General features: G+C 45.2%; 26 protein-coding genes. 12 read left to right on the top strand and 14 right to left on the bottom strand.

What is annotated here, in order from left to right:
* Positions 1-15: 15 nt before the first annotated feature.
* From nuoF to NIAKO_RS34745, 9 genes are all read right to left on the bottom strand, one after another.
* A complete protein-coding gene (nuoF, locus tag NIAKO_RS34785; protein ID WP_014223199.1) occupies positions 16-1,380 on the bottom strand; it encodes an NADH-quinone oxidoreductase subunit NuoF in 1,365 nt (454 codons plus the stop codon).
* A gap of 36 nt (positions 1,381-1,416) precedes the next feature.
* The gene (locus NIAKO_RS34780; RefSeq protein ID WP_014223198.1) at positions 1,417-1,917 is read right to left on the bottom strand and encodes an NADH-quinone oxidoreductase subunit NuoE family protein; all 501 of its coding nucleotides are present in this window, start codon (positions 1,915-1,917) and stop codon (positions 1,417-1,419) included.
* 102 nt (positions 1,918-2,019) lie between these two features.
* A complete protein-coding gene (locus NIAKO_RS34775) occupies positions 2,020-3,243 on the bottom strand; it encodes an NADH-quinone oxidoreductase subunit D (protein ID WP_014223197.1) in 1,224 nt (407 codons plus the stop codon).
* 15 nt (positions 3,244-3,258) lie between these two features.
* Positions 3,259-3,762, bottom strand: a complete 504-nt coding sequence (locus NIAKO_RS34770) for an NADH-quinone oxidoreductase subunit C (protein WP_014223196.1) — start codon at positions 3,760-3,762, stop codon at positions 3,259-3,261.
* A 6-nt stretch (positions 3,763-3,768) separates the two neighbouring features.
* Complete coding sequence (locus NIAKO_RS34765; RefSeq protein WP_014223195.1) at positions 3,769-4,347, bottom strand: NADH-quinone oxidoreductase subunit B; 579 nt, start codon at positions 4,345-4,347, stop codon at positions 3,769-3,771.
* 188 nt (positions 4,348-4,535) lie between these two features.
* A complete protein-coding gene (locus NIAKO_RS34760) occupies positions 4,536-4,943 on the bottom strand; it encodes an NADH-quinone oxidoreductase subunit A (protein ID WP_014223193.1) in 408 nt (135 codons plus the stop codon).
* A 152-nt stretch (positions 4,944-5,095) separates the two neighbouring features.
* Positions 5,096-6,790, bottom strand: coding sequence for a tetratricopeptide repeat protein (locus tag NIAKO_RS34755; RefSeq protein WP_014223192.1), 1,695 nt, complete (start codon positions 6,788-6,790; stop codon positions 5,096-5,098).
* Between the two features lie 56 nt (positions 6,791-6,846).
* The gene (locus NIAKO_RS34750) at positions 6,847-7,779 is read right to left on the bottom strand and encodes a PstS family phosphate ABC transporter substrate-binding protein (RefSeq protein ID WP_063721412.1); all 933 of its coding nucleotides are present in this window, start codon (positions 7,777-7,779) and stop codon (positions 6,847-6,849) included.
* 148 nt (positions 7,780-7,927) lie between these two features.
* On the bottom strand, positions 7,928-8,161 hold the full coding sequence (locus NIAKO_RS34745; RefSeq protein WP_014223190.1) for a hypothetical protein: 234 nt from the start codon (positions 8,159-8,161) through the stop codon (positions 7,928-7,930).
* A gap of 196 nt (positions 8,162-8,357) precedes the next feature.
* Between NIAKO_RS34745 and NIAKO_RS34740 the strand changes: the two genes are divergently transcribed.
* The 5 genes from NIAKO_RS34740 (at position 8,358) to NIAKO_RS34720 (ending at position 13,945) form a co-directional block, all read left to right on the top strand.
* Positions 8,358-8,843 (top strand): low molecular weight protein-tyrosine-phosphatase, encoded by a 486-nt coding sequence (locus tag NIAKO_RS34740; RefSeq protein ID WP_041347648.1) that lies wholly within the window; start codon positions 8,358-8,360, stop codon positions 8,841-8,843.
* 86 nt (positions 8,844-8,929) lie between these two features.
* Positions 8,930-10,297 carry a histidine--tRNA ligase gene (gene hisS / locus NIAKO_RS34735; RefSeq protein WP_041347646.1) on the top strand — a complete coding sequence of 456 codons (1,368 nt, stop codon included), beginning with the start codon at positions 8,930-8,932 and terminating at the stop codon, positions 10,295-10,297.
* 26 nt (positions 10,298-10,323) lie between these two features.
* Entirely contained in the window at positions 10,324-12,003 is a 1,680-nt protein-coding gene (locus tag NIAKO_RS34730) for a DUF4836 family protein (protein ID WP_014223187.1), read from the top strand.
* A gap of 91 nt (positions 12,004-12,094) precedes the next feature.
* A complete protein-coding gene (locus tag NIAKO_RS34725; protein WP_014223186.1) occupies positions 12,095-12,736 on the top strand; it encodes an ATP-binding cassette domain-containing protein in 642 nt (213 codons plus the stop codon).
* Between the two features lie 9 nt (positions 12,737-12,745).
* Positions 12,746-13,945, top strand: coding sequence for an FtsX-like permease family protein (locus NIAKO_RS34720; RefSeq protein WP_014223185.1), 1,200 nt, complete (start codon positions 12,746-12,748; stop codon positions 13,943-13,945).
* Positions 13,946-14,006: 61 nt separating this feature from the next.
* On the opposite strand, the gene NIAKO_RS34715 is transcribed toward NIAKO_RS34720, so the two are convergent.
* Genes NIAKO_RS34715 through NIAKO_RS34705 form a run of 3 tightly spaced genes read right to left on the bottom strand, consistent with a single transcriptional unit; the run spans position 14,007 to position 16,246 of the window.
* On the bottom strand, positions 14,007-14,399 hold the full coding sequence (locus tag NIAKO_RS34715) for a DinB family protein (RefSeq protein WP_014223184.1): 393 nt from the start codon (positions 14,397-14,399) through the stop codon (positions 14,007-14,009).
* A gap of 43 nt (positions 14,400-14,442) precedes the next feature.
* The gene (locus NIAKO_RS34710; RefSeq protein WP_014223183.1) at positions 14,443-15,021 is read right to left on the bottom strand and encodes a hypothetical protein; all 579 of its coding nucleotides are present in this window, start codon (positions 15,019-15,021) and stop codon (positions 14,443-14,445) included.
* A 28-nt stretch (positions 15,022-15,049) separates the two neighbouring features.
* On the bottom strand, positions 15,050-16,246 hold the full coding sequence (locus NIAKO_RS34705) for a thiolase family protein (protein ID WP_014223182.1): 1,197 nt from the start codon (positions 16,244-16,246) through the stop codon (positions 15,050-15,052).
* Positions 16,247-16,403: 157 nt separating this feature from the next.
* Between NIAKO_RS34705 and NIAKO_RS34700 the strand changes: the two genes are divergently transcribed.
* From NIAKO_RS34700 to NIAKO_RS34675, 6 genes are all read left to right on the top strand, one after another.
* Positions 16,404-17,306: a DUF6438 domain-containing protein gene (locus NIAKO_RS34700; RefSeq protein ID WP_014223181.1), complete on the top strand. Its 903-nt coding sequence runs from the start codon at positions 16,404-16,406 to the stop codon at positions 17,304-17,306.
* A 78-nt stretch (positions 17,307-17,384) separates the two neighbouring features.
* The gene (locus tag NIAKO_RS34695; protein WP_014223180.1) at positions 17,385-18,224 is read left to right on the top strand and encodes a DUF6438 domain-containing protein; all 840 of its coding nucleotides are present in this window, start codon (positions 17,385-17,387) and stop codon (positions 18,222-18,224) included.
* Between the two features lie 114 nt (positions 18,225-18,338).
* Positions 18,339-19,391 carry a dual-specificity RNA methyltransferase RlmN gene (rlmN, locus tag NIAKO_RS34690; RefSeq protein WP_014223179.1) on the top strand — a complete coding sequence of 351 codons (1,053 nt, stop codon included), beginning with the start codon at positions 18,339-18,341 and terminating at the stop codon, positions 19,389-19,391.
* Positions 19,392-19,732: 341 nt separating this feature from the next.
* On the top strand, positions 19,733-20,362 hold the full coding sequence (locus NIAKO_RS34685; RefSeq protein ID WP_014223178.1) for a hypothetical protein: 630 nt from the start codon (positions 19,733-19,735) through the stop codon (positions 20,360-20,362).
* Positions 20,363-20,465: 103 nt separating this feature from the next.
* Positions 20,466-21,746, top strand: coding sequence for a pseudouridine synthase (locus NIAKO_RS39500; RefSeq protein WP_242675415.1), 1,281 nt, complete (start codon positions 20,466-20,468; stop codon positions 21,744-21,746).
* Positions 21,739-22,458: an RluA family pseudouridine synthase gene (locus NIAKO_RS34675; protein ID WP_014223176.1), complete on the top strand. Its 720-nt coding sequence runs from the start codon at positions 21,739-21,741 to the stop codon at positions 22,456-22,458. The genes NIAKO_RS39500 and NIAKO_RS34675 overlap by 8 nt, the downstream gene beginning before the upstream one ends.
* 77 nt (positions 22,459-22,535) lie before the next feature.
* Here NIAKO_RS34675 and NIAKO_RS34670 read toward each other — a convergent pair whose 3' ends face one another.
* Positions 22,536-23,807, bottom strand: a complete 1,272-nt coding sequence (locus NIAKO_RS34670) for a metal-dependent hydrolase family protein (RefSeq protein ID WP_014223175.1) — start codon at positions 23,805-23,807, stop codon at positions 22,536-22,538.
* Positions 23,808-23,930: 123 nt separating this feature from the next.
* On the opposite strand from NIAKO_RS34670, the gene NIAKO_RS34665 reads away from it, so the two are divergent.
* The gene (locus NIAKO_RS34665; protein WP_014223174.1) at positions 23,931-24,722 is read left to right on the top strand and encodes a hypothetical protein; all 792 of its coding nucleotides are present in this window, start codon (positions 23,931-23,933) and stop codon (positions 24,720-24,722) included.
* A 62-nt stretch (positions 24,723-24,784) separates the two neighbouring features.
* Here NIAKO_RS34665 and NIAKO_RS34660 read toward each other — a convergent pair whose 3' ends face one another.
* Complete coding sequence (locus tag NIAKO_RS34660; protein ID WP_014223173.1) at positions 24,785-25,420, bottom strand: peroxiredoxin; 636 nt, start codon at positions 25,418-25,420, stop codon at positions 24,785-24,787.
* Between the last annotated feature and the right edge of the window lie 83 nt (positions 25,421-25,503).

Here is a 25,503-nt window from a genome sequence, read left to right as displayed (position 1 = left end):
ATTGTTTCCCCGGTCTTACGCTTTCGGAGCACTTGCTATCGGCAACGGATCGGCATAATGCGCCAGGCCATAATTCCTGTTCTGTGCCGCGTTCGGGTATTGAACGTGCCATTCAAACTCATCTCTGAAGTGACGGATGGCAGCAGCTACCGGCCAGGCCGCAGCATCACCTAACGGACAAATAGTATTACCTTCTATTTTGCGTTGAATATCCCACAACAGATCGATGTCGCTCTTCTTGCCTTTTCCGTACTCGATATTCTTCAGGATCTTTTCCATCCAACCGGTTCCTTCGCGGCAGGGCGAACATTGTCCGCAGCTTTCGTGGCGGTAAAAACGCGCCAGCGTCAGGGTGTGACGAACCACGCACTGGTCTTCATCCAGCACAATAAAACCACCCGAACCCATCATGGTACCGGTAGCAAAACCACCGTCTGATAAACTTTCATAGTTCATCATGCGGTTTTCGCCTTTGGCTGTTTTCAACAGCATATTGGCAGGGAGAATGGGAACGGATGAACCACCGGGGATACAGGCCTTTAGCTTTTTGCCATGGGCAATACCACCACAGTATTCATCACTGTATATAAACTCTTCCACCGAAATGGTCATGTCTATTTCATACACACCTGGTTTGTTGATGTTGCCGCAAGCGGAAATCAACTTGGTACCGGTTGACTTACCTACACCAATCTTGGCGTATTCTTCACCGGTGATGTTGATGATGGGAACTACCGCGGCAATTGTTTCCACGTTGTTCACCACCGTTGGGCTGTCCCACAAACCTTTAACCGCCGGGAAGGGCGGTTTGATGCGGGGGTTGCCTCTTTTACCTTCCAGTGATTCCAGCAAAGCTGTTTCTTCACCGCAGATATAAGCGCCGGCCCCGCGTTGTACATAAATTTCCAGGTCGAAGCCGGTGCCCAGGATGTTCTTACCCAGGAAGCCATTGTTTTTGGCTTCGGCAATAGCCTGTTCCAGTATATCAACAATCCACGCGTATTCGCCGCGGATATAAATAAATGTTTTGTTTGAACCTAACGCATACGACGATACGATCAAACCTTCTACCAGCAAATGCGGAATAAATTCCATCAGGTAGCGGTCTTTGAAAGTACCAGGCTCAGATTCGTCGGCATTGCAAACCAGGTAACGGGGAACGCCTTCCGGCTTGGCCAGAAAGCTCCATTTCATACCCGCAGGGAAACCCGCGCCACCGCGGCCGCGCAAACCACTCTTCTTTACTTCTTCGGTTACCTGGTCGGGACTCATGGTCTTGAGCGCTTTTTCAACACTGCGATATCCGCCTTCACGACGGTAAACATCGTAACTGCGGATACCCGGAACATGCGCTTTTTCTAATAATAGTTTTCTTCCCATTCTATATGTCTTTCAGCAATTATGCTGTCAGGTTTTTTAATTATTCGTCACAGCGTTTCTCTCACACTCTGTAATGATCGCGTCGATCTTCTCTTTGGTCAGGTGCTCGCGGTAATGTTTGCCCAATTGCATCATGGGTGCATAGCCACAGGCGCCCAGGCATTCAACTGTTTTCAAAGTGAACAACCCATCAGCGGTTGTCTCTCCTACTTTAATGCCCAGCTTGTTCTTTATATATTCAATAATGTCGTCGCTGCCATTCAACATACACGGACCGGTTTGGCATACTTCAAAAACGTATTTACCTACCGGTTTCAGGTTGTACATGGAATAAAACGTAGCTACTTCATACACCTCAATTGGTTCAAGATTGAGTAAGGAAGCCACATAATCCATGGTTTCTGAACTCAACCAGCCACCAAATTCTTCCTGTGCTATATGCAATATTGGTATCAGGGCGCTTTTCTGCTTTCCGGCAGGATAGCGTGCAATGATCTCGTTTACCTTAGTTAATTTCTCCGCAGAAAATTGAGCCACTGTTATTACAAAATTTATGTTTATTAATTCATTAGCTAATTACCAACCCGGCTTTTGTTTTCCATTATCACATTAGCTAATTATCAAATTATCTCATTGTTTTTACGCATCCATTTCACCTGCAATCAGGTTCAGGCTACTCATTACAATGATCGCATCACTCAGCATGGAACCCTTTGTCAGTTCTTCATATGCCTGGTAATATATAAAGCACGGACGACGGAAGTGTAACCGGTAAGGGGTACGTCCACCATCTGTGATCAGGTAATAGCCTAATTCGCCATTGCCGCCTTCTACACTCTGGTATACTTCACCGGCAGGTATATCGATCTCTCCCATGATGATCTTGAAGTGCCAGATCAGCGCTTCCATCTTGGTGTATACATCCTTCTTCTCGGGCAAATAATATTCCGGTACATCGGCGTGGAAGATCTCGGCATCTTTTCCTTTGAACTCTCTTAGTTTACGCATGGCCTGCTCGATGATGCTCAGGGATTGCCACATTTCCCCGTTACGAACCAGGTAACGATCGTAACAGTCACCGGTAGTACCAACAGGTATTTCAAAATTAAAATCTTCGTAGCTGCTGTATGGAGTGTGCACCCGAACATCGTAATCAACGCCTGCAGCGCGCAGGTTTGGCCCGGTAAAACCATAGTTCAGCGCTCTTTCGGCACTGATAGGTCCACAGCCAATGGTGCGTTCCATGAAGATGCGGTTACGCGTGAACAGGTTCTCAAATTCCTTTAATACTTTGGGATATTCCTGCAGGAATTTCTCGATCTTCTCAAAGGCAGTGTTGGTGAAATTTCTTTCAAAACCGCCAATACGGCCAATGTTGGTGGTAAGGCGGGAACCGCATACTTCCTCGTATATTTCGTAAATAAGTTCGCGGTATTGCATCACATACAAAAAGCCCGTATAAGCACCGGTATCAACCCCTACAATTGAGTTACAAATGAGGTGATCGGAGATACGCGCCAGTTCCATGATGATGATGCGCAGGTAATCGACCCGTTTGGGTGTTTTAACACCCAGCAGCTTTTCGCAGGTCAGGTGCCAGCCCATGTTGTTGATGGGTGCTGAGCAATAGTTTAACCTGTCGGTAAGCGGGGTGATCTGATACAACGGTCTGCGCTCCGCTATCTTTTCAAACGCACGGTGAATATAACCTACGGTTTGTTCGGCAGAGATGATGCGTTCGCCATCCAGTTCAAGGATGTTCTGGAATACACCATGCGTAGCCGGGTGAGTAGGCCCCAGATTAAGGGTTGTGGTCTGCTTCTCAATGGAGCCTTCGGGTAATTTTATATGATGATCGCTCATAAATTAAATTCGTGATTAACGTCCAAACATATCATCGTCCTTATCAACGCGGGTTTGTTCTTCCAGCGGAAACTCCTTGCGCATGGGGAAATAATCCATTTCATCCACGTTCAGGATCCGTTTCAGATTGGGATGGCCTACAAAGTTCACTCCGTAAAAATCATAAGTTTCTCTTTCCATCCAGTTAGCCGCAGAAAACAGCGCGGTGGCGCTGAAAACATCTGGCGTCTGAATATCGGTGAACACTTTAAACCGGATGCGCACATTTTCAGTCAGGCTGTGCAGGTGATATACTACCGCCAGCTCACGTCCTTTATTATCGGGATAGTGAACTGCCTGCAAATCGGTCATAAACCGGAAAGCCAGTGCATCCTCATCATATAAGTATTGAAGTACTTTCAGATTTAACTCCCTGGGCGCTTCAAAAGTGAGCATTCCATAAGGCTCCTGAAAGTTTTGAACCTGATCGCCAAACTTTTCAGTTAACCGCTGTTTGATATATTCGTTCGTTAAAGCCATGTCTGTTTATTGAATGCCGTAGCTCTCCATTAATTGTTTATACTTATCGCTATTCCGTCTGCGTAAGCTTTCTTTTCCTATCAGGTCCTGAATTTTCATAATACCATCAATAACTGCTTCAGGCCGGGGAGGACAACCAGGAATGTATACATCTACAGGAATGATCTGGTCGATACCCTGCAATACGCTGTAGGTATCGAAGATGCCGCCACTGCTGGCGCAGGCACCCATGGCCAGTACCCAACGGGGTTCTGCCATCTGCAAATATACCTGTTTTACAACGGGCGCCATTTTTTTGGCAATGGTGCCCATCACCATCAACAGGTCGCACTGGCGGGGTGAAAAACCTACGCGCTCTGAACCAAAGCGGGCCAGATCGTAGTGCGATCCCATAGTAGCCATAAATTCAATTCCACAACAGGAGGTAGCAAAAGGTAAAGGCCAGATAGAGTTCTTACGGGCCAGGCCAACCACTTTATCGAGGCTGGTGCCAAAGAAACCTTCGCCCATATATCCTTCGGGACCTTCCTTAACCAGTTTCACATCGGTTTGACCGTAAATATTATATTGAACAGGACGTGCCATAATCTAATTTGATAATTTGATAATTAGCTAATTTGATAATTTATAATGCTTCCTTTAAAACAACAACTCACAACCTTGTAAGTTTCTGCGCTCCAGATTAAAAAAACATTAGCGTCTGCTTTCAAAAAGAACCCCTGGCCGCGCAAAAGCATTATCACATTAGCAAATTATCACATTAGCTAATTGGTTTAGTCTTCCCACTTTAACGCTCCTTTCTTGATAATGTATATAAAGCCACAGAGAAAAAATGCAACGAACATTAATACAGCGCCAAAGCCACTCCAGCCTAATGCTTTAAAGTTTACGGCATAGGGATAGAAAAAGATCACTTCCACATCGAACAATACAAATAAGATCGCCACCAGGAAGTATTTAATGGCCATGGGCTGACGGGCGTCGCCATGACTTTTAATACCACTGGCAAAAGTTTCCAGCTTGTCGGAAGTATTACGTTTGGGCCCCAGCCAGTGGGTAACCCCCATCATACCAGCAACAAAGATGATTGCGAAAATTAATTGAATAGCAACAGGAAGATACCAGAAGGAACTGTCGGGATCGTGGGCAACGGCGGTATTGGAGACTTGTAACAGGTACATATGATTAACCCGTTTTGGTTTAGGCGCAAAAATAAGACAGCGTTTTATATTTTCAACTTTATCATGGATTAAAATAAAAATCCCCCGTCAGTTTTTACTGACAAGGGACTAAATATGATGTAATTATTGGTTTGTTTACCGTTTGTTAACCGCTATTTCTTCGCAGCAGTGCCAGATTTGCTGGTTGTGCTGCCGCTGCCTGACTTTTTGGGTGCAGGCGCTGGCGAGGCTGGTTTGGTAGCCGCTTTTTGCAAAATTCCTCTTACCTGGTTTGCAAAAGCGTTAGCAGGGTCAACAGACAGGATCTTGTCAATATAGCTCAAAGCTGTTTTAGGGTCTTTTTTAACGTCGTTGTAATACGAGGTCAAAGCAGCCCATGCATTAATAGCTTGTGATTTATACTTTGTAGAATCGAGCTTCATGGCCATTTCAGCCAGTTTTTCCTGGGCAGGCGCAAATTTATCGTTCATCATGGTAGTGTCCTCAGCCTGAATAGCCCGGGCGCACCACAGGTAACCATAGATCTGGTCAGGATATTTACCCTGGTAAACGTTACAGAAAAGGCTGTCGGCTGTTGTATAATTACCAGCCTGGTAGTGGGCCATGCCCCAGTTATACAGGTCGGTTTGGGTTGGATTGGCTTTCAGATTATACGCCACACCCAGCCAGTTGGCTTCCTGTTTACGGTCGCCCAGTTTTTTAGCCAGGGCAGCTGCTTTATTGATGTATTTCACCTTATTATCTACAACTGTGTCTTTATCAACCGCTTTTTGCAGGTTTACAAAAGCCTGGGCTTCCTGTCCTGGAGTTTGCAGGTTCAGGTTGGCCAGCTCCTCGTAGTCGGCAGATACCACATCATCGGGATTTTGTTTGGCGAAGTAGTCGGCCATGTATTGATTAGCGCAGGAAAGGTCCTTCAGGGTATCGCAGGCGTAAGCTACCTGTTTGTACATACGGGGAGCTACTTTAGCGCCGTACTGGGTAATCAGGCTTTTTGCTTTATCTCTGGCTTCAGCAAATTTGCCGGAGGCAAACAGGAAGTCGGTTTTAGTATACTCTAAATCAGGTCCCTGATCGGTATTGGCAGCAAAGCTTTCCAGGTAAGGAGCAGCTTTGTTTACATCTTTAAAGTACCAATAGTAGAATAATTCATAATAAGTAGGCGCATAAGCGGGATCGAGCTTTAAAGCTTCATCGAAGTTCTGCAGGAACAGTTCGGTATTCTTTTGCGTCAGGTATATTTTACCGATCTTATGCTTGGCAGCGGCCATTTTAGGATCGAGCGCAAGCGCCTTATTGTAAGACTGGATGGCATTTCCACCATCAATTTGTTTGCGGTAAGCATCGCCCAAAATGATATAAGTCTCGGCACTATTGAATCCTTTTACCTGTGTTGCCTGGTTCAGCTTTTCAATGGCGTAAGTGGCATCACCAGCTTTAGCGTCCACATTCGCACGGCCAATGGCGTTAAAAACCTCTACATCTTTTCCTTTGGTTAAAGAGATGGCGGTTTCAAAACGCTGGCGGGCATCGTTGGTTTTGCCTTCGCGCAGTTCCATTTCGCCCATGCCTACCAGAATAAGGGGGGCATTGCCATTTGTTTGCAGTGCTTTTTGATACAGGTTTTTTGCACCTACTGTATCTTTTTGCTCAAGCATGGTTTGCCCCAGCCAGTATGTTGCGTCGATGTTATTCGGATTCGCAGCCAGTAATTTCTCAAAATTCTCTCTGGCGCTTTTGTACCGTTCGTAATATAAGAACTTCCGCCCCTGCTCCACACTCTGGGCAAATAGCACGTTGCTACCCAGTACAACCATGGTTACAAAACTGATGAATCGCTTGCTCATTGTAAGTCGCTATTTTTTTAAGTGATTTATAATGTATTAGGAATCCGTGATTTAGTTTATTTGCTTATCTGTACGTTCCTGGTCTCCAGATGCATTCTCGCAGGCAATAAATATGCCCGATTAAATATCTTCTGCCCTTTTTCGTAGATAAGAAAGTTTGCAAATCCGTTGCCAAGTCCGTCATAATTTTCCTTTAAAATATAATACAGCGGTCGAATCATCGGATAGATGTCATAGGCTATATTATATTGAACCGGACGAACATAGGAACCATCCTTCGCCTCGATCTTTGCAATTTTAACCTTTTTCAGGAAACTCAGCTGGGTGGTATCGTCTTTATTGCCGATCCAGCTTACGCCCAGTAAACCGATAGCGTCCTGATTTTTAGAAACATAATCAATTACACCCTGGGTGTTTGCCGCAGCCACAATATTGTCGCTCAGCGCCCCACCCTTTAACAGCGAATCTACAACATACCGAACGGTGCTGGTGGCAGATTTTCCATCCAGCAACATTTTATATTTGTAATTGCTGGTGCCTTTTGCAATGGAACGAATGTCCTGCATGGTGAACAGGGAATCCTTTGCCTCATTGTTAATGATCACCGCAATAGCGTCATAAGCAATGGTACCATAAGTGGGCTTAAATTGTAACTTATTGGAAAGTGTAGCCTCTTCAGCGTCACTCAACCCTCTTGTTACAATAACCATGCGAATACTGTCAACATTCAGATCGCGCAGGCATTCCGCCTCCGGCTTGTAATGCACTATAATGTGAGCTTCGGAATGTTGCGATTCAAATACTTCGATCTGAGAGTCGATCACCGGCTTGAAACTTTCATCCACACTGATGTGGATGGTACCACTGGTGGTGGTTTCCTGGGCTTTTATGGGGCCTTTAGGGGATTGACATGCAGTTAAGATCATGTTTATTCCAATGAACCCTGCTAATCCCAGGAATACCTGTCGAGCGTGCCCTGTCCATTTCATCTTTATATCTTCTTGGTTTATCAAAGCCTGGCAAAACAGCATTAAACCCATCTTGTTTAATGAAAATTTAATCCGGTTCAAGCCAGTATTGTTTGTCAATTGCGATCACTATGCCCCTGTCGTTTACAGCAGGCGTTAGTAAAATTACTTACCGGTAATAGTTTCTTCTTATGCCCCGGTATATTCTGAACCCACCATACAACAAACATATTCCACCGAAAATGTAGTTAAATGGTTCAGAGAAAACAGCGTCCAATCCCACTTTTGCCGCAAACACCATCAACAAACCCATTCCGGTGTAAATGATCCCCATACCAAGGTCCATTATAGATCGCCTGTTAACATAATCCCTTTGCTTTTTGTCGTCAAAATCCTCTTCCATTTGTGCATATTTAGGGTCCGGGCAAGATAAGAAATAATCATGTTACGAAAATCCCAGGGTTAATGACTTTATTCAAAAATGAGATGCAAAATGAAGGTATTTCCATAAAATGGCCCAAACTCAGCAATTTTGTTGCAACTTATTCAGCCTCTGCGATCTGCCAACAACCAGAAACTATGAGTTATCTTTGCCGACTATGAAAATTTTAATGGTTTGCCTTGGTAACATTTGCAGAAGCCCCCTGGCTGAAGGCATCCTGCAACACAAAGCGCAACAGGAAGGATTGACATGGACCATCGACAGCGCCGGCACCAATGGCTATCATGTGGGAGAACAACCGCATCGCCTTTCGCAAAAAGTGGCCTTATTAAATGGTATCGACATCAGCCATCAACGCGCACGCCGGTTCACCGCTGCCGATTTTAAACAGTTCGATAAAATATACGCCATGGCCGAAGATGTGGTGGCGGAAATGCAACGCATTGCCCGCAAGGATTTCGATGCCGCCAAAGTAGAACTGTTGATGAACGAACTGCATCCCGGTAAAAATAGGGATGTGCCCGATCCCTGGTACGGAACCGAACCAGGCTATCACGAAGTGTACGCCATGATCGATCAGGCATGTGATAAGATTATAGAGAAATATCGAATAATGAATGATGAATCTCCAATGTCGAAGTAAGAAAGACAGGGGTATTGATTTCAACATCCAATATTGGATATTCAACATTTAACAATTACGAGACCAAAAATTCAGAGAACTATAAAATGTCTAACAAACCATCAATACCTGCGGGAACAAGAGACTTCGGACCGGAGGTAGTTCGCAAACGGCAATTTATTTTTAATACCATCCGCAGCGTATTTGAATTGTACGGCTTTCAACCGCTGGAAACCCCGGCCATGGAAAACATGGAAACCCTTATGGGTAAGTACGGTGAAGAAGGCGATAAACTGATCTTCAGAATTCTAAATAATGGCCTCGATAATACCGCCAAACACCAACAGCTACGGGAAGATTTTGAAAAAGTGCTGGAAGGAAAAAATATAAAAGGCATCACGGAACGGGCTTTAAAATATGACCTCACCATCCCGTTTGCCCGCTACGTGGCCATGAACCATGGGCAGCTTACCTTTCCGTTCAAACGCTACCAGATCCAACCGGTATGGCGGGCAGACAGACCACAAAAAGGTCGTTACCGGGAATTTTATCAATGTGATGCTGATGTGGTAGGTAGCAAACAACTACTGAACGAAGTTGAATTGACCAATATTTACCATGATGTTTTCTCACAACTGGGTTTAACCGGCTACGAACTGCGTATTAATAGTCGCAAAATCCTGACTGCACTTGCCGAATCCTGTGGAGGCGCTGAGAAAATGATCGACATTACCATCGCCATTGATAAACTTGACAAAATTGGACTGGATAAAGTAAAAGAAGAACTGTTCCAAAGAGAGTTGAATGAGGAACAGGTTACGATCATTGAAAAATATTTAAACATTTCAGGGAGCAATGAAGAAAAAATAATGCAAATAATACCCTTGGTCGGCAATTATCCGTCGGGTGTTGAAGGGATTCAAGAGTTAAAGACGGTTTGCTCAAATTCAACCACAGCCAATCTGGTTATCGATTTTACCCTTGCCCGCGGTCTGAACTACTATACCGGCATTATTTTCGAGGCTAAGGCTCCAGCCAGCGTTAAAATGGGCAGCATCGGCGGCGGCGGTCGCTACGACGACCTTACCGGCCTGTTTGGCGTACCCAATATCCCTGGCGTAGGCATCAGCTTTGGGGTTGACCGAATTTACGATGTTATGGAAGAATTGAACCTATTCCCCGAAGACGTGTACACCGGCACCCAGGTGCTGTTCTTTAATTTGGGCGCCGAAGAAAGCAGTAAAGCGTTCAATACTATGCAATTACTTCGTAAACAGGGGGTTCGCTGCGAATTGTACCACGAATCGGCAAAAATGGACAAGCAGTTTAAATATGCAGAAAAGAAAAATATCGGATTTATTGTAATTATTGGCAGTACGGAAATACAAAATAATACAGGTGTTGTCAAAAATTTAAAAACCGGGGTCCAGCAAACCGTACCGCTTGCAGACCTAAGCAATAAATTGTTTATTTGAGCTCCTATTTAAAACAAAACGATGATATGCAACGTCACTTACTAACATTTTTACTGCTTGCAGTAACCCTTACCAGTATCGTATCCTGTAGCCACAGCGATAAATCAGGTTTAGCCATTCCCAGAGATGCCGCCTTTGCATTACATGTTAATGTGAAGTCGCTTACCTCAAAATTAAGCTGGCAGGAAATTCAGCAAAACGAATGGTTCAAAGAAGCCTACACTACTGAAACCGATTCGTTTGTAAAGAAAACCTTGCAGGACCCCGCCACTTCGGGCGTTGATATACAGAGCGACCTGGGCCTATTTGTAAAGAAACAGAACCAGGGTGGCTATATGGCCGTTGAAGGTGGCATTAAGGATGCTGCTGCTTTTGAAACCTTTGCTACCAACGCTAACAAAGGCGGTAAGGTGGTTAAGTCAGGTGATGTAAGCGTGTTGAACACCGGTCTCAAAAGCCTGGTGGCCTGGACAAAAAGCCGTTTTGTTTTCATTTCCGACGTGCCCATGGGTTCGCTTGCTAACCGTTTCAACTCTAACGCCTCCGGCTACGAACCGTTCTCTTTTACAACAGACAGCTTACAAAAATTCGCTATGGAGTTGTTCGATCTGCCTTCAAAAAACAACCTGGTCAGCGATGAGCGTTTTGTTTCTGTAATGAAGGAACCGGGCGATATCCATTACTGGGTAAACGCTGAACAATATTATAACAGCCTGGGTGGCATGATGTCGTTGCTTAAAATGAACAGCCTGTTTGAAGGAAATGCATATGGCGCCGCGCTGAACTTCGCAAATGGAAAGATCACCTTTAAAACAAAGGCTTTCGTCAATAAGGAGTTAAAAGCCCTGATGGAAAAGAATGGCGGCGGCAAAATAAGCGCCGATATGATCAACCGCATTCCATCAAAAAATGTAGTAGCTGTATTTGCATTCAAATACCAGCCACAGGGCTTTATAGACCTGCTTAAAATGATGGGTGTAGATGGTATGGTGAACGGTTTCCTGGGCAGCGAAGGCTACAGCACGGCAGAGTTTGTAAAAGCTACCAAGGGCGATGTGTTGCTGGCTGTAAGCGATCTAAAGATCAAAGGGAAAACTACCCCCGGCATCAATCCAGACGGGTCTCCGGCCATTGAGCAGGATATCCTGCCGGTAAATATTCTTTTTGCTAGTTCGGTTAACGAAAAGCCTTCTTTCGACAAACTGTTCAGCATTCTGCAGAAAAAATCACAGGAATTGCAGCCCATCACCAATAATGTTCATTTCCAATTGAACAATGACTGGTTTGCAGCCGGCAATTCTCCTGAGCAGGTGAATGCATTTTTAAGCGGCGGCAACAATAACTTCGCCTTTACTAGCCGCCTTGCCGGTAAATCATTTGGTGGTTACATCGATCTCCAGGGCATAATTAAAACAATGGCTCCCTCCACTACCGACAGCGTTTCTAAAGCCACCATGGACCTGTCAACCAACATGTGGCAGGACGTGTACATGTATAGCGATGGTCAAAAAGACGATGCTTTTGTAGGTGAGATGGAGATAAACCTGGTTGATAAAAGCACCAATAGCCTGAAACTGCTCAACACCTACCTGGATTCAATGGCTAAAATAACAGGTCCCAGACGCAATCACACTGATGCACACGTTAGGTATACCGATCCTGCATCAGAAGGCCTTGCAGCGCTTGAACCAGTATTACATCAGTAAATAGCATTATATTTAAATATTGAACAAGCCTGCTCACCGGAACAACACCCAGGAGCAGGCTTGTTTCATGATTAAGTAATTATTTCGCAGCATGCAACTCCAATTACAACAGGTGTTACCTGTTTATTTCGATGAAAACCATCGCACCCAGTCCGGGATCTGGCGCCAGGACCTCACCTTTACCAAAGGCGAGTATATCAAGATCGTGGCGCCTTCAGGCAGTGGTAAAACCTCGTTCATGCATTTTTTATACGGCATGCGCAATGAGTATAATGGCAACATCGTATACAACTCCGCCAACCTCAGGAATTATACGCCCGAAGATTTCGCCGGTTACCGCAAAGACCATGTGAGCATTGTGTTCCAGGACCTGCGCCTGTTTCCCGAGCAATCGGTACAGGAGAATATTGAATTGAAACGGCAACTCAATCCTTTTCATCCCGCAGAAAAGATCAGGGAGATGGCGGAACGGCTGGGCATTGGCAACAAGCTGACTTCCAAAAGCCGCATCTGTAGCTATGGTGAACAGCAACGCGTGGCCATCATCCGCGCGCTGATGCAGCCCTTCGATTTCCTGTTGCTCGATGAGCCTTTCAGTCACCTGGATGATAAGAACTCGCAGAACGCCATGCAATTGATGCTCGAAGAAGCCAAATTGCGCAATGCGGCTATCATCTTTGCCGACCTGGAACGCATCGACTGGTTCCCGTACACCCGAATTTTTCATTTGTAATCATTACCCGTGGCAGTAGTATCATTTAAACCCATTCGCTCCTTATTGCAAACAGGCACCAACACCGGCTCCCGCTGGTTCTCCTATATTGGTTTAGGCATTGGTGTATTGTTGTTGTTGTGTTCTATTCAAATGTACATCAACATACAACAGCTGTTAGGTGGCGACAGCCAGCGTAAAGAAGGTTCTGACTTTATTTCCATCTCCAAAACCATTACCAATGAAACCATGGGGCAGTTGGAGAAGAACCTGTTCAACGCCAACGATATTAAAGACATTGCCAACAAACCTTTTATAGAAGGGGTATCGCCCCTCACCGCCAACCGCTTCCGCGTACAGTTAAGCGCCGGTGATATCATTCCCTTCAGCACCGATATGTTCCTGGAGTCGCTGGACAATAACTTTATCGACACGGTTCCCCCCAACTTCACCTGGAAGGAGGGACAGGATTACATCCCCATTGTCTTCTCTTCCGACTTCCTGGAAATATACAACGTGTTTGCACCCGGTTATGGGTTACCGCAATTATCGGCGGAGACCGCTTCGCAGGTAGTAGTATTCATTACCTGTTATGGACAAAATGGAGAGAAGCAAACTTTCCGCGGCTCTATTGTAGCATTGAGCGATCGCGTGAATTCGATTATTGTTCCCAAAAACTTCCTCGAGTGGGCCAATAACAAATTTGGAAATACTACCGATGTAAAGGCCTCCCGCCTGTATATAAAAACCAAAGACGCCAACAACCCTGATTTTTTAAATTACCTGCAACAAAAGAATTATAAGGTAAACAAGGATAAAACAAAATTCGGCCGCGTAAAGCAGGTGCTGCAGGGCATCTTCAGCGGACTGGGCATTTTTGGTTTGCTGGTGGTGATCCTCGCGCTGATGTTATTTTCTTTCTACCTGCAATTGATGATCGCCCGCAGTAAAGACAATCTGCAGTTGCTGTTGATGATGGGTTACTCCCCCAACTGGCTCAGTAAAAATGTCTCCAAACAATTTATTCCGGTGTACGTATTGGTAGTGCTGGCTGCCCTGGCGCTTACCGAAGGCATGCAATGGGCCTTTCATCATTTTGCCATGTTCGACCGGCCCGAGCTGTCGTCCTTCCTGCACTGGGGTGTATTATCAACCGCCGTATTCCTGATTGGCTTGTCGCTGTTGACCAATTACCGGATGGTGAAGAAGTTGTTGTATAAACTGGTGTAACAGGCTACCCGAATATCTGCTTCAGGTGATGTTCCATGTGCTCCACATAATCGATCGCCAGCTATTCGAGGGTCTTTGAGTCCCCGGACGGAATGATAACGGTATAGGGCAACTTCTCAGCAGGAATGGTGCTGATAATATTGACTATTTGCTTATTCAGTATGCTCCACAATTGCAACAGGTACTCCAATGGCAATTGCTGGTAGCGGTTAATAATAACCAGGTCGTCCTGCTGATATCTTATTACCGTGTAAGGCTGGGGGAAATATTGCGTATCGGTAAACCGCTTCAGGTTATTGATGGCCGAATCAATTAAATGGCCCAGGATTTCCTGTTTCGACCATTTGCCCGGGGCGGGTTTGTTCAATAAAACTTCGGGTGAGAACTGGTTGAAATGTTGCGGAACTTCCTGCAGGTGTTTCTCCAGTTGGAATAAAGCAGTTTGTAAGGTCATAGTATCAATTGAACCTGCAAACTAATGATACTTATCTTTCTGATCAATACTTTCTTTTGGGGCGGTTCATCTTTTCATACTGCCTGGTTACAAATTCCCGCGTAAAGTTTTCTTTAACAGTAATCCGAACTCCGGCAGCCTGCCATTGACCTACCAGCTTGTAAAGTGTAGTATAACTGCCGTAGTTACTTAAATGAAACTCATTATCATAAGTAACTCCTTTGTAAGTAAACAGTAACATATTATTGTTACCATGCGTGGTTTGTGGTGTCAACAACCCTTCCTTCCTGATGCGGTAAACAAACCCATCGTAGGCATTTATATGCAACTCTATGCTGGTATCCTTTACAGGATATCGTTCCTTTCCTACTTTAATAGCTGAGGGGGATAACGTTAACAGGCGGCTATCGATACACCGGAAATTAAACACCGTCTTTTTTGAAATACCCGCGTACACCAATGGAATAGCCCAAATGCATAAGGCCGTCCACATGATGTACAGCGGTATTATGTCGCAGATAAACAGGCAGAGGACCAACATGCTTACTATATACAACACCACCAGGAAGCGCGCATAGGGGTTGTATTTATAGATAAGCGTACTGAGAACCGTTTCCTGCATAAAGAATTTATAATATTATTTCTATTTACTAAACACCTTCATAAATAACAGCAGCGCCCTGCCCTACTCCAACGCACATGGTAGCCAGTCCATATTTGCTTCCCCGTCTTTTCATTTCATGCAGCAGGGTAGCGGAAATACGTACGCCACTGCAACCCAGTGGGTGGCCAATGGCAATAGAACCACCGTTCACGTTTACTTTGGCGGGGTCCAGTTGCAGGTCGTGCATACAGGCAAGTGATTGCGCTGCAAACGCCTCATTCAGCTCTATCAGATCGAGGTCGTTTACCGTAAGCCCAGCACGTTTTAATGCTTTTTGGGTAGCAGGTACAGGACCAATACCCATAATGGCCGGGTCAACACCAGCAACAGCCATCGAAACAATTCGGGCCAACGGTTGCAGGTTGTATTTCTGTACCGCTTCTTCACTGGCCAGCAGCATGGCGGCAGCACCATCGTTGATGCCCGATGAATTACCAGCCGTAACGGTTCCATCTTTTATAAAGGCAGCACGAAGACCAGACAGTTTTTCCATGGATGTAGAACGTGGTGGTTCGTCTTTTTCGAGGAAGATCTTTTCATCCTTTCCACCAAAGATCTCCACGCCGCTTATTTCATTTTTCCACCTGCCTTTTTCCAGGGCGGCAAAATATTTCTCCTGGCTGGCCAGGGCAAATTCGTCCTGGGCCTGCCGGCCTATTTTCCATTGTTTGGCCACATTCTCGGCAGTTTCGCCCATGGAGTACGGGTAGTATTTATCGGTGAGTTTTTTATTGGGAAAGCGCCAGCCGATGGTAGAGTCCACCACTTCGGGTGTACGGTTCCAGGCGCCAGATGATTTCAACTGAACAAAGGGGGCTCGGGTCATACTTTCTACCCCGCCGGCAATCAGCAGGTCGCCATCGCCACACATAATGGCGCGGGCGGCATCCTGGATGGCCTGTAAGCCAGAGGCGCATAGCCGGTTAACGGTATTACCGGGTACGGTAACAGGTAAACCAGCCAGCAGGGCCGCCATGCGGGCCACGTTCCGGTTATCTTCCCCGGCCTGGTTGGCATCGCCGGCAATCACATCCTCAATCGCATTCACATCAATGGAGGCATTGCGTTGCAATACTGATTTAATTACATGGGCCAGCAGATCGTCGGGGCGTATGGTACTTAATGCGCCACCATATTTTCCAATAGGTGTTCTTACCGCATCTATGACATATACTTTCTTCATATAGTTTTTTGTTTGAGCGAACGCAAAGTAATTGTAAAGAATTCAATTGGTAAACAAAAGATTATCCATTAAAACAGATGGGAACCGTAAATAACTATATTTTCGTTTCTCTTTGTTAAAAACCTTAAAACTGAGCAGTTTATATCAACCCTTCCCTATGAAACAAACCCTTTATCTGATTATTGGTTTTCTTTTCCTGGCCTGCCATCAACCAAAACAACTTACTGTTGCCACGGCTTCTTCTACCCCTTCTACTCCTACTACACCTGCAACTCCGTCTATTATTGGCGGATGGAAGGAAGTAAGTATAAGTCCATACGATAAAAACGAATTTCACTACCGATGGATGAGCTTTGACGATTCAATAGGCATCGGCGACCTGTTCCTAAGCCATCATCAAAGCTATACCGTCAACCGCGATACACTTTTTATTAATCGCGACCCCCAGAGTGAATATAGTAGAGCTATTCAATTTCCGATCGTGAAATTCACAAACGATTCCCTGGTATTGTTATCTCCCTATCCCAATGGTTATTATAAAAGTAATAGAATGGCGATGGCAAGGATCACACAACAAAACACCATTAAGCCAACTGCTATTTACTTTGCCAGTGGCATTTGTTATGGTAGTTGCCCTGAAATGTATATAAAAATAGACTCGGCTCGCAATTTCAGCTTTTTTGGTAAAGTAAACTTAAAGTTTGCTTACCTGGGCGGCTTTCATGGCAAAATAAGCGAGGCCGATTACGCTGCCATTCTTACCTTAATCAATAAACTGCCCATAAGTATGTTGAAGGAAAAATATATGGGAGATGTTGATGACGCCACACTGGGCATGGCCATTGAATGGGAAGGAAAGCTGATAACAAGTAGATCGTATAGACGTAGTAATAGTGCGCCGCCAGAACTTACCCTATTACTTTTCAAACTGGTAGATGCATACAAAAATATATCGTTGCGTCCCGATAGCACCGTCACCGAAGCGTACTTTTCACAACACCCGGCTGCCTTTCCTACAACGCAACTTATTTTAGATAGCAGAGGCCGGCCTTCATGGTAAGCAAACTAAATAACCATATTTTCGCCCCCATTTATGAAAAATCCTAAAACAGTGCATCCTACATCAAATCGTTCCGTTATGAAACCAACCATGTATTTACTTGTTGCCGGTCTTTTCTTTGCATGCCAGCAGCAAAAACAGATCACCGCCGAAACCACTTCCCTTAAGGGTGACTGGCAGGGAGCTATTAAAAATGACTTTCATGCCCGCAGCCGGTTCATCAGCTTTGAAGATTCTGTTTGCACCAACAGCCAGCCCTGGGGTAACAACCTTAAGTATACGATCAAAAATGATACGTTATTTATTCAAAGCGCCCCCCAGGACAAATACCAGCAAAAATATCAGTACACCATTCTGAAGCTTACCAACGACTCGCTGGTATTGTTCTCAGACTCTACCGATGGTATTCCTGCAGAAACGATCGCGCTTAAAAAGATCGAAAAGAAAAATACCGTAAAGCCATCTGCCATCTACTTTGCCAGCGGCGCGTGTTTTGGTACCTGTCCGTCTATGTATTTTGAAATAGATTCAGCCCGCAACTTCACTTTTTATGGCGACCGGTTTGCCGATCCAAAAGGAGGCTCCCGTGGTAAATTAAGCGCGGCCGAATATGAGTCCATTCTTAACCAGATCAATAAACTGCCGCTCGATTCCCTGCAGGAATTTTATCGCGCAGGATATACCGATGCACAAACCCGTGCGGTAGCCATTGAAGCCGGTGGCAAGCTTATAAAAAGCACTGTGTATGGGTCTGAAAAAGAACCGGTAGAATTGTCAATCCTTTTGAACAAACTGATGCATGAGTATGAACACGTGTCTTTAAAGGCCGATACTACCGTAACCCTTGACTATTTTTCAAAGCATCCCGCAGCAAAACCCACCACCACGCTCACCACGTTTCCCGAGCCTAAAAACTAAGGTTTTGCTAAAAACAAGCCGTATTGGCGTGTAAAACCCATTGACATACATATTACTACCTATCAACGACCGGGCTGGTTAGCTAATCCGCCCCGGTCGTTGTATCTTTGCGGCATGTTAAAAACGGTGCATAAGAATATCAGGCAGCTGAGCCTCAGTGAACTGGAACAATATTTTGAAACATTGGGCGAGAAGAAATTCCGCGCCAAACAGGTGTATGAATGGCTGTGGCTCAAACAGGCGCATTCTTTTGAGGCCATGACCAACCTCAGCAAGGAGTTGCGCGCTAAACTGGCTGAAAACTTCTCATTGCCCGCTTTAACTGTAGATGCCACCCAATACTCCGCCGATGGCACTATTAAATCGCGTTTCCGCAGCACAGACGGTCACCTGGTTGAAGGTGTGCTGATCCCAACAGACGAGCGTAAAACGGCTTGTGTGTCGTCACAGATAGGTTGTTCGCTCAGTTGCAAGTTCTGCGCTACCGGCTATATGGACCGCAAACGCAACCTGGAGTTTGATGAGATCTATGATGAAGTAGTGCTCATTAACCAGCAAAGCGAACGGGTGTATAATAAAAAACTCAGCAATATCGTGTTCATGGGCATGGGCGAACCCCTGCTCAATTATAAGAATGTAATGCATGCCATCGAGCGCATTACCTCGCCCGAAGGACTGGGTATGAGCCCCCGCCGTATCACCGTATCTACCGCCGGGGTGGCCAAAATGATCAAACAGCTGGGTGATGACCAGGTGCGGTTCAAACTCGCGCTTTCGCTGCACGCAGCCAATGATGCAAAACGTAATGAGATCATGCCCATTAACGAGACCAATAACCTCAAGGCATTGATCGAAGCACTGAATTACTTCTACAAGAAAACTGAGAGCGAGATCACTTTTGAGTACATCCTCTTCAAGGATTTTAACGACAGTTTAAAGGATGCCGATGAACTAATTAAAATATACCGCCAGGTGCCTGCAGACCTCGTGAATATTATTGAATACAACCCCATCGATGCCGCCCGTTTTGAAAAGCCCGAAGAAGATACGGTCAATCAATTCATGGCCTATCTCGAACGCAACCGCGTAAACGCCCGCCTCCGCCGCAGCCGTGGTAAAGACATTGATGCTGCCTGTGGGCAGTTAGCGAATAAGGATCAATTATAATGGCTTGTGATATCTGGGAACTTAATAGCTGATATTTAATATTGTAGCAGTTATTAAGTTCTTACGTTATTGAGTTCTTGGGTATCAGACGCTCCGGTTAACTTATGAACCTAATAACTTAAGAACCTATTAACCTAAACTTTAAATCCGAAAACCTTCAACTGTTAACGCATTAACTTAATAAACCGCCCATCCCAAAAACCCTCCATCTACGAAGATTTTCTTACCCCCGTTAAACCTGCAGGCCTGCCAGCCGTCTATTTACCTTAAAGCGATTATTTAACAAACCCTGCCAGAGGGTTCACCCCTCAACCGGCATCTAAACAGTAAAATCAGAAAATATGAAAAAGGTATTTATAGGAATGGCGTTGGCCGCTTTTGTAGCTACAACAGCGTGTGCTCAGGATCAATCAGTAAGCCCCGATCGCCCACCCATGCACCGGCACCACGGCGAAGCCCTGGCGCAACTGAACCTCACCGATAATCAAAAGACCGAAATGAAAGCCATCAATGATGACTTCAAACAACAAATGACCGATCTTAAAAAGAGTGAGGACAAGATAACCGTTACCGAATGGAAGAGTAAGATGGCCACTATCCGCAAAGACCATCATGAAAAAGTGGACAAAGTACTTACAGATGACCAAAAGGCCACGCTGAAAAAAATGCATAAAGAACATCATAACCGCTTCGGCCAGGATAGGGAAAAACGTATGGATAGAATGAAGAAAGAGCTGAACCTGACTGATGACCAATCAGCCGCTATTCAAAAGAGTTTCGATGAAAGCATGCAGAAAATGAAGGCGATTCATGATGATAAATCAACCCCTGACGATAAAAAGAAAGCATTATACAGAGTCCAAAAGGATCAACAGGAGGCAAGTATGAAATCGATCCTTACCCCCGACCAATGGAATAAATTCCAGGAACTGAAGAAAAATCACAGGTATGGAAAACCTGTTCAATCATAAAAATTCCAGACTTAATGAGGGCTCTCCCGGTATTAACCGGGAGAGCTTTTTATTTTGTACCTTTGCCGCTCACTACTGTTGGAAAACAGCAAACTACTACACAATGGCACAAGGTTTTAAGAAATTTATGGGTAAAGGCGACAGCGGCGCCAAAAAGAAAGAACGCATCCGTCAGGAAAAGAAAAAGGTCCGCCAGGAAACCAAAGAATACTTCGAAAAGAAGAAACAGGAAGCCCGGGAAGCAAGAGCCCAGGGACAAGCCGGTGGTTTTCAGTCTGAAAGAGGTAGACAGGATTTTAAAAACAAGACTCAGGATACAAGGCAACAGGGTCAGGTTTCAAGTTTCAAGCCGAAAACCGAAAGCTTTAAACCAAAAGCCGACAGCAATACAGGCAACAAGAAAACAAGCAGAACAGCCGAAGGCAGGACGCACAAAGGCGAAAGCTTTAAGCCAAAAGCTACAGGAAGGACGCCTGAAGCATTAGGATTCAAACCTAAAGCTGCAAGCTCCAAGCCGCAAACTGCAAGCAAAATCGCAAGCCCCAAGCCACAAGCAGGAAAAAACAAAGGGCAGGAAAATAAGAGCGAGGCTGCCAGCTTCGCTCCGCCAGCTGGCGGAGGAGGCCGGGAGGGGGCCTCTATGCCGCTCAATAAATTCATCGCTCACTCCGGCATCTGTTCCCGCCGCGATGCAGCCGACCTGGTAAAATCGGGCAAAGTAATTGTGAACGGCGCAAAGGTGACAGAGCCTGGTCATAAAGTAAGCGATAAAGACGATATTAAAGTGAATGGCAAAAAGCTGTTCATCCGCCGCAACCTCGTTTACATACTGCTTAACAAACCCAAAGATTTTATCACTACTACCGAAGATCCGCAAGGCAGAAAAACGGTAATGGACATCCTCCGCAACGCTACCGAAGAACGGGTATACCCCATAGGCCGGTTAGACAGAAACACCACCGGTGTACTGTTACTCACCAATGATGGCGAGCTGGCGCAAAAATTATCGCACCCCAGCTACGAGATAAAAAAGATCTACGAAGTAAAGCTCGACAAGCCCCTCACCAAAAAAGACTTTGAAACCATACTGAGCGGTGTTACACTGGAAGATGGCATTATTTCACCCGACTCCATGGCATATGCCGATTCAAAAGACAAAAGCGTTATCGGGATCGAGATCCACAGCGGAAAAAACCGCATCGTTCGCCGCATCTTTGAACACATGGGCTACGATGTGCGCAACCTCGACCGTGTAATGTATGCCAACCTTACCAAGAAAAATGTAGACAGAGGCAAATGGCGTTTCCTGACCGAAAAAGAAGTACGCCTGTTGAAATACCTGAACGCCTCTTATACAAAAAACAAAAACGCTACTCGTGGTTAAAGCATCATTGGAGATCATTGCAGAGAACGATCATTTTATAGTCATCAATAAACCGCCGGGATTATTAAGCATTCCCGATCGTGAAGGAAAAGAAATTTCCCTCAAGGATATCTTACAACAGAAATACGGAGAAATATTCACCGTTCACCGGCTCGACCGCGAAACCAGCGGCATCATTGTATTTGCCAAGGACGCCGAAACGCATAAATACCTGTCACAGGCTTTTGAAGAAAGAACGGTTGAGAAATATTACCAGGGCATTGTGGCTGGCACCCTGGCCGAAAAACAAAAAACGATCGAGGCCCCTATTGCCGAGAACACGGTGAGAAGAGGCATCATGATCATTCACCAACGGGGTAAACCAGCCATTACCGATTATGAAGTGCTGGAGGATTTTGGCAAATTCTCCCTGCTGCAATTCCGCATTCATACCGGCCGTACCCACCAGATAAGGGTACACATGCAATACGTAGGTCATCCCCTGGTTTGTGATGAATTATATGGTGATGGCTTACCAATAAAAATATCTTCGTTTAAACGCAACTATAAACTCAGCAAGAACGAGGAAGAAGAAAGACCCATTCTTGCCAGAACCGGTCTGCACGCCCAACGTTTACGTTTCACCGATATGGAAGGGAATGTGTATGATCTTGAAGCAGAAATGCCTAAGGACATGCGGGCGTTATTACAACAATTAAGAAAGAATGCATAAGAGTTGAAAAGTTAACACGTTGATGGGTTAACAAGTTATTACGACCTTGTTAACCCGTCAACTTTTCAACCCGTCAACTATTTGAATACCACTCCATCTTTCATAACAAAAGACACCTTCCCCATCAACTGAATGTCTTTTAACGGATCTCCGTCTACCGCAATAATATCAGCCAGCTTCCCTTTTTCAATACTGCCTATTTTATCGCTTACCCCAATCAGATCAGCGGCTGAAACGGTGGCCGATTGAATGGCTTCCATCGGCGGCATCCCTACTTCGGTCATATAAACAAATTCCATCCAGTTCTTTCCATGTGCATACACGCCGGCGTCGGTACCAAAGGCGATCTTCACGCCTGCCTTATAGGCTTTGGCAAAGGTGCTTTGGATCTTAGGCCCTATGGCCAAAGCTTTGGGTGTAACCAGTGCCGGGTAATAACCAGGTTTCCTGGCGGAGTCGGCCACCGATCTTCCGGCGGTAATGGTAGGCACAAAATAAGTACCATGCTGTTTCATCAACTGCATTACCTCATCATCCATCAGCGTGCCATGTTCTATACTGTTCACGCCTGCTCTTACCGCTCTTTTCATGGCTTCGGCGCCATGGCAGTGTGCCGCCACTTTATACCCATAATCATGCGCAGTTTCAACAATGGCCTTTATCTCGTCTTCAGTAAACTGTGGGTTTTCCCCGCTTTTGGCAACGCTTAAAACGCCGCCGCTCGCTGTTATCTTTATTACATCACTCCCCTCTTTATACCGCTGCCTTACGGCCTTCCGGCATTCATCAGCGCCATTTACCACGCCGGCCTCCGGGCCCGGATCGCCCATCAGATCGTCTCTGAAGCCATTGGTAGGGTCTGCATGCCCGCCCGTTGTGGCAATGGCTTTACCTGCTGTATAAATGCGGGGCCCTTTAATCAGTTTTTTATTGATCGCATTACGAAGTGAAATATTTACGCCGGTGCCGCCCAGGTCGCGCACCGCGGTAAAACCCGCCATCAGCGTTCGTTCAGCAAATACCACCGATTGAAAAGCATAATCGGCGGGGTTGTATGTAAACACCTCCTGGTACCTGGTGGGGCTGGTTTCATGTTCCATATGCACATGACAATCGATGAGACCGGGAAGAACGGTTTTGTTTTTAAGATCGATCACTTTATCAGTACCCGCCGGTTTGGTATAACCTGCCTGCACCTCCGTGATGGTATTGCCATCTACTATGATAGAATATTCAGTGAGTACCTGACCTTTGGTTACATCTATCAGCTTGCCACAATGCAGAATGGTGCGCTGTGCAAGCAGCAGTACAGGGCTACAGATAAACAGCCCAAGCAGTAGTTTTCTCATGGTATGAGTTTTAATGAAAGATAAGCTATTTAAATAGCTTAGGGCTACTGGTTAGGCAGTTTATCGTATTTGTACAGGCAAAACGATATATGTAACTTTAAGCATATAAACCTTTCTGGTACTATGTTTGGCCTCTTCTCAAAAAAGAATCCTGAGTGCCCCATCGACACCGGCACCCGTCTGTGGATGGAGCAGGCCTTTGTTTGGCTGGTGCAGGAGTTTGGACAAAACAATCAGTTAACAAAACCCATGCTTTTTCCAACCACTGAACATTTCCCTATTCCATATGATGGCTCGCACGATTCATTTATTCAAACCGCCCACATCGTTGCCCGCCAAATGGATATTGACCTGCAAACCATCAACCTTGAATTGTATAATGAAAGCGTGCAGGAAATACAAAGCGATATCGGCATCAGCATATTTACCCAACCAGATGATACCAGCGAGGTACCCTTAACAGCCGGGTTATACTTTGGGAAGAATGCAGCCGGCAAATACGATGTGTTTATTGAAAAGTATAATTTAAATGACCCTGAAAAACTGGTTGCCACCATTGCCCATGAATTTGCCCATATAAAACTCCTGGGCGAAAAGCAGGTTGCATTTAACGATGAATCATTGACCGATTTAACCACGGTTATCTTTGGCATTGGGGTGTTTAATGCCAACTGTGCATTCAGGGAGATCAAAAATTTTTCGGTGCGTGGCCATAGCACCCTTGGTTACCTGAAACAACGCGAATGGGGTTACGCGTTGGCATTGTATGCTTATTTCAAACAGGAAAAAGATCCTGCATGGTTACACCATCTTACTCCTAACATCAGATCAGATTTCAAAAAAAGCATTGCTTTTATGTATGCTAATCCCGCCAGAATATTCAAAGAAAAATACAAGCCTGGTGAACAGGCTTAAAACAACAATCCTCCCGATGTGACCGGGAGGACCGTACAGATATCGATATGTCTTTATCAATCTTATTTGTTCGGCTGAGGCGTATAGCGCAGGTAAGGTTTTACCACCTTTACACCTTTAGGGAATTTCTTAATGGCATCATCAGTAGAAACTGCAGGAACCACAATTACATCTTCACCTTCTTTCCAGTCAGCCGGTGTGGCTACGCTGTAATTGGCGGTCAGTTGCAGAGAATCAACCACACGTAAAACTTCGTAGAAGTTTCTACCAGTAGATGCAGGATAGGTGATCATCAGTTTTACCTTTTTATCGGGTCCTATCACGAACAGTGAACGTACTGTAAATGTTTCAGAAGCATTGGGGTGGATCATATCGTACAGAGTAGCCACGTTTCTGTCTTCATCAGCGATGATAGGGAAACCAACGGTAACATTTTGTGTTTCGTTGATGTCCTTTACCCAACCCACGTGTTTATCAAGCCCGTCAACACTAACTGCCAGTACTTTTACATTGCGTTTTGCAAATTCGTCCTGCAATAAAGCAGTTTTACCTAATTCGGTAGTACAAACAGGTGTATAGTCAGCAGGGTGAGAAAACAGGATACCCCAGCCATTACCAAGGAATTCATAAAAATCAATATCACCGGCAGTGGTCTTAGCCTGGAAGTTAGGAGCGATGTCGCCTAATCTTAAACTCATATACTAAAGTATTTAAGGTTGATAAAATGAATATTAATGATCGTTAACACGATGGCTAACATTTTTATAGAGGACGAAGATAC

Source organism: Niastella koreensis GR20-10 (assembly GCF_000246855.1).
Lineage (GTDB): Bacteria > Bacteroidota > Bacteroidia > Chitinophagales > Chitinophagaceae > Niastella > Niastella koreensis.
This window is presented reverse-complemented; position numbering and strand designations above follow the sequence as displayed.

Excerpts from the sequence above, each read along its gene's own strand:
- rlmN (WP_014223179.1), top strand. The coding sequence starts at position 18,339 with ATGTTAAAAACGGTGCATAAGAATATCAGGCAGCTGAGCCTCAGTGAA.
- NIAKO_RS34660 (WP_014223173.1), bottom strand. The coding sequence starts at position 25,420 with ATGAGTTTAAGATTAGGCGACATCGCTCCTAACTTCCAGGCTAAGACC.
- nuoF (WP_014223199.1), bottom strand. The coding sequence starts at position 1,380 with ATGGGAAGAAAACTATTATTAGAAAAAGCGCATGTTCCGGGTATCCGC.
- NIAKO_RS34665 (WP_014223174.1), top strand. The coding sequence starts at position 23,931 with ATGTTTGGCCTCTTCTCAAAAAAGAATCCTGAGTGCCCCATCGACACC.
- hisS (WP_041347646.1), top strand. The coding sequence starts at position 8,930 with ATGTCTAACAAACCATCAATACCTGCGGGAACAAGAGACTTCGGACCG.
- NIAKO_RS34745 (WP_014223190.1), bottom strand. The coding sequence starts at position 8,161 with ATGGAAGAGGATTTTGACGACAAAAAGCAAAGGGATTATGTTAACAGG.
- NIAKO_RS34670 (WP_014223175.1), bottom strand. The coding sequence starts at position 23,807 with ATGAGAAAACTACTGCTTGGGCTGTTTATCTGTAGCCCTGTACTGCTG.
- NIAKO_RS34730 (WP_014223187.1), top strand. The coding sequence starts at position 10,324 with ATGCAACGTCACTTACTAACATTTTTACTGCTTGCAGTAACCCTTACC.
- NIAKO_RS34740 (WP_041347648.1), top strand. The coding sequence starts at position 8,358 with ATGAAAATTTTAATGGTTTGCCTTGGTAACATTTGCAGAAGCCCCCTG.
- NIAKO_RS34725 (WP_014223186.1), top strand. The coding sequence starts at position 12,095 with ATGCAACTCCAATTACAACAGGTGTTACCTGTTTATTTCGATGAAAAC.
- NIAKO_RS34715 (WP_014223184.1), bottom strand. The coding sequence starts at position 14,399 with ATGACCTTACAAACTGCTTTATTCCAACTGGAGAAACACCTGCAGGAA.
- NIAKO_RS34705 (WP_014223182.1), bottom strand. The coding sequence starts at position 16,246 with ATGAAGAAAGTATATGTCATAGATGCGGTAAGAACACCTATTGGAAAA.
- NIAKO_RS34750 (WP_063721412.1), bottom strand. The coding sequence starts at position 7,779 with ATGAAATGGACAGGGCACGCTCGACAGGTATTCCTGGGATTAGCAGGG.
- NIAKO_RS34685 (WP_014223178.1), top strand. The coding sequence starts at position 19,733 with ATGAAAAAGGTATTTATAGGAATGGCGTTGGCCGCTTTTGTAGCTACA.
- NIAKO_RS34765 (WP_014223195.1), bottom strand. The coding sequence starts at position 4,347 with ATGGCACGTCCTGTTCAATATAATATTTACGGTCAAACCGATGTGAAA.
- NIAKO_RS34700 (WP_014223181.1), top strand. The coding sequence starts at position 16,404 with ATGAAACAAACCCTTTATCTGATTATTGGTTTTCTTTTCCTGGCCTGC.
- NIAKO_RS34755 (WP_014223192.1), bottom strand. The coding sequence starts at position 6,790 with ATGAGCAAGCGATTCATCAGTTTTGTAACCATGGTTGTACTGGGTAGC.
- NIAKO_RS34710 (WP_014223183.1), bottom strand. The coding sequence starts at position 15,021 with ATGCAGGAAACGGTTCTCAGTACGCTTATCTATAAATACAACCCCTAT.
- NIAKO_RS34760 (WP_014223193.1), bottom strand. The coding sequence starts at position 4,943 with ATGTACCTGTTACAAGTCTCCAATACCGCCGTTGCCCACGATCCCGAC.
- NIAKO_RS34770 (WP_014223196.1), bottom strand. The coding sequence starts at position 3,762 with ATGGCTTTAACGAACGAATATATCAAACAGCGGTTAACTGAAAAGTTT.
- NIAKO_RS34775 (WP_014223197.1), bottom strand. The coding sequence starts at position 3,243 with ATGAGCGATCATCATATAAAATTACCCGAAGGCTCCATTGAGAAGCAG.
- NIAKO_RS34695 (WP_014223180.1), top strand. The coding sequence starts at position 17,385 with ATGAAACCAACCATGTATTTACTTGTTGCCGGTCTTTTCTTTGCATGC.
- NIAKO_RS39500 (WP_242675415.1), top strand. The coding sequence starts at position 20,466 with ATGGCACAAGGTTTTAAGAAATTTATGGGTAAAGGCGACAGCGGCGCC.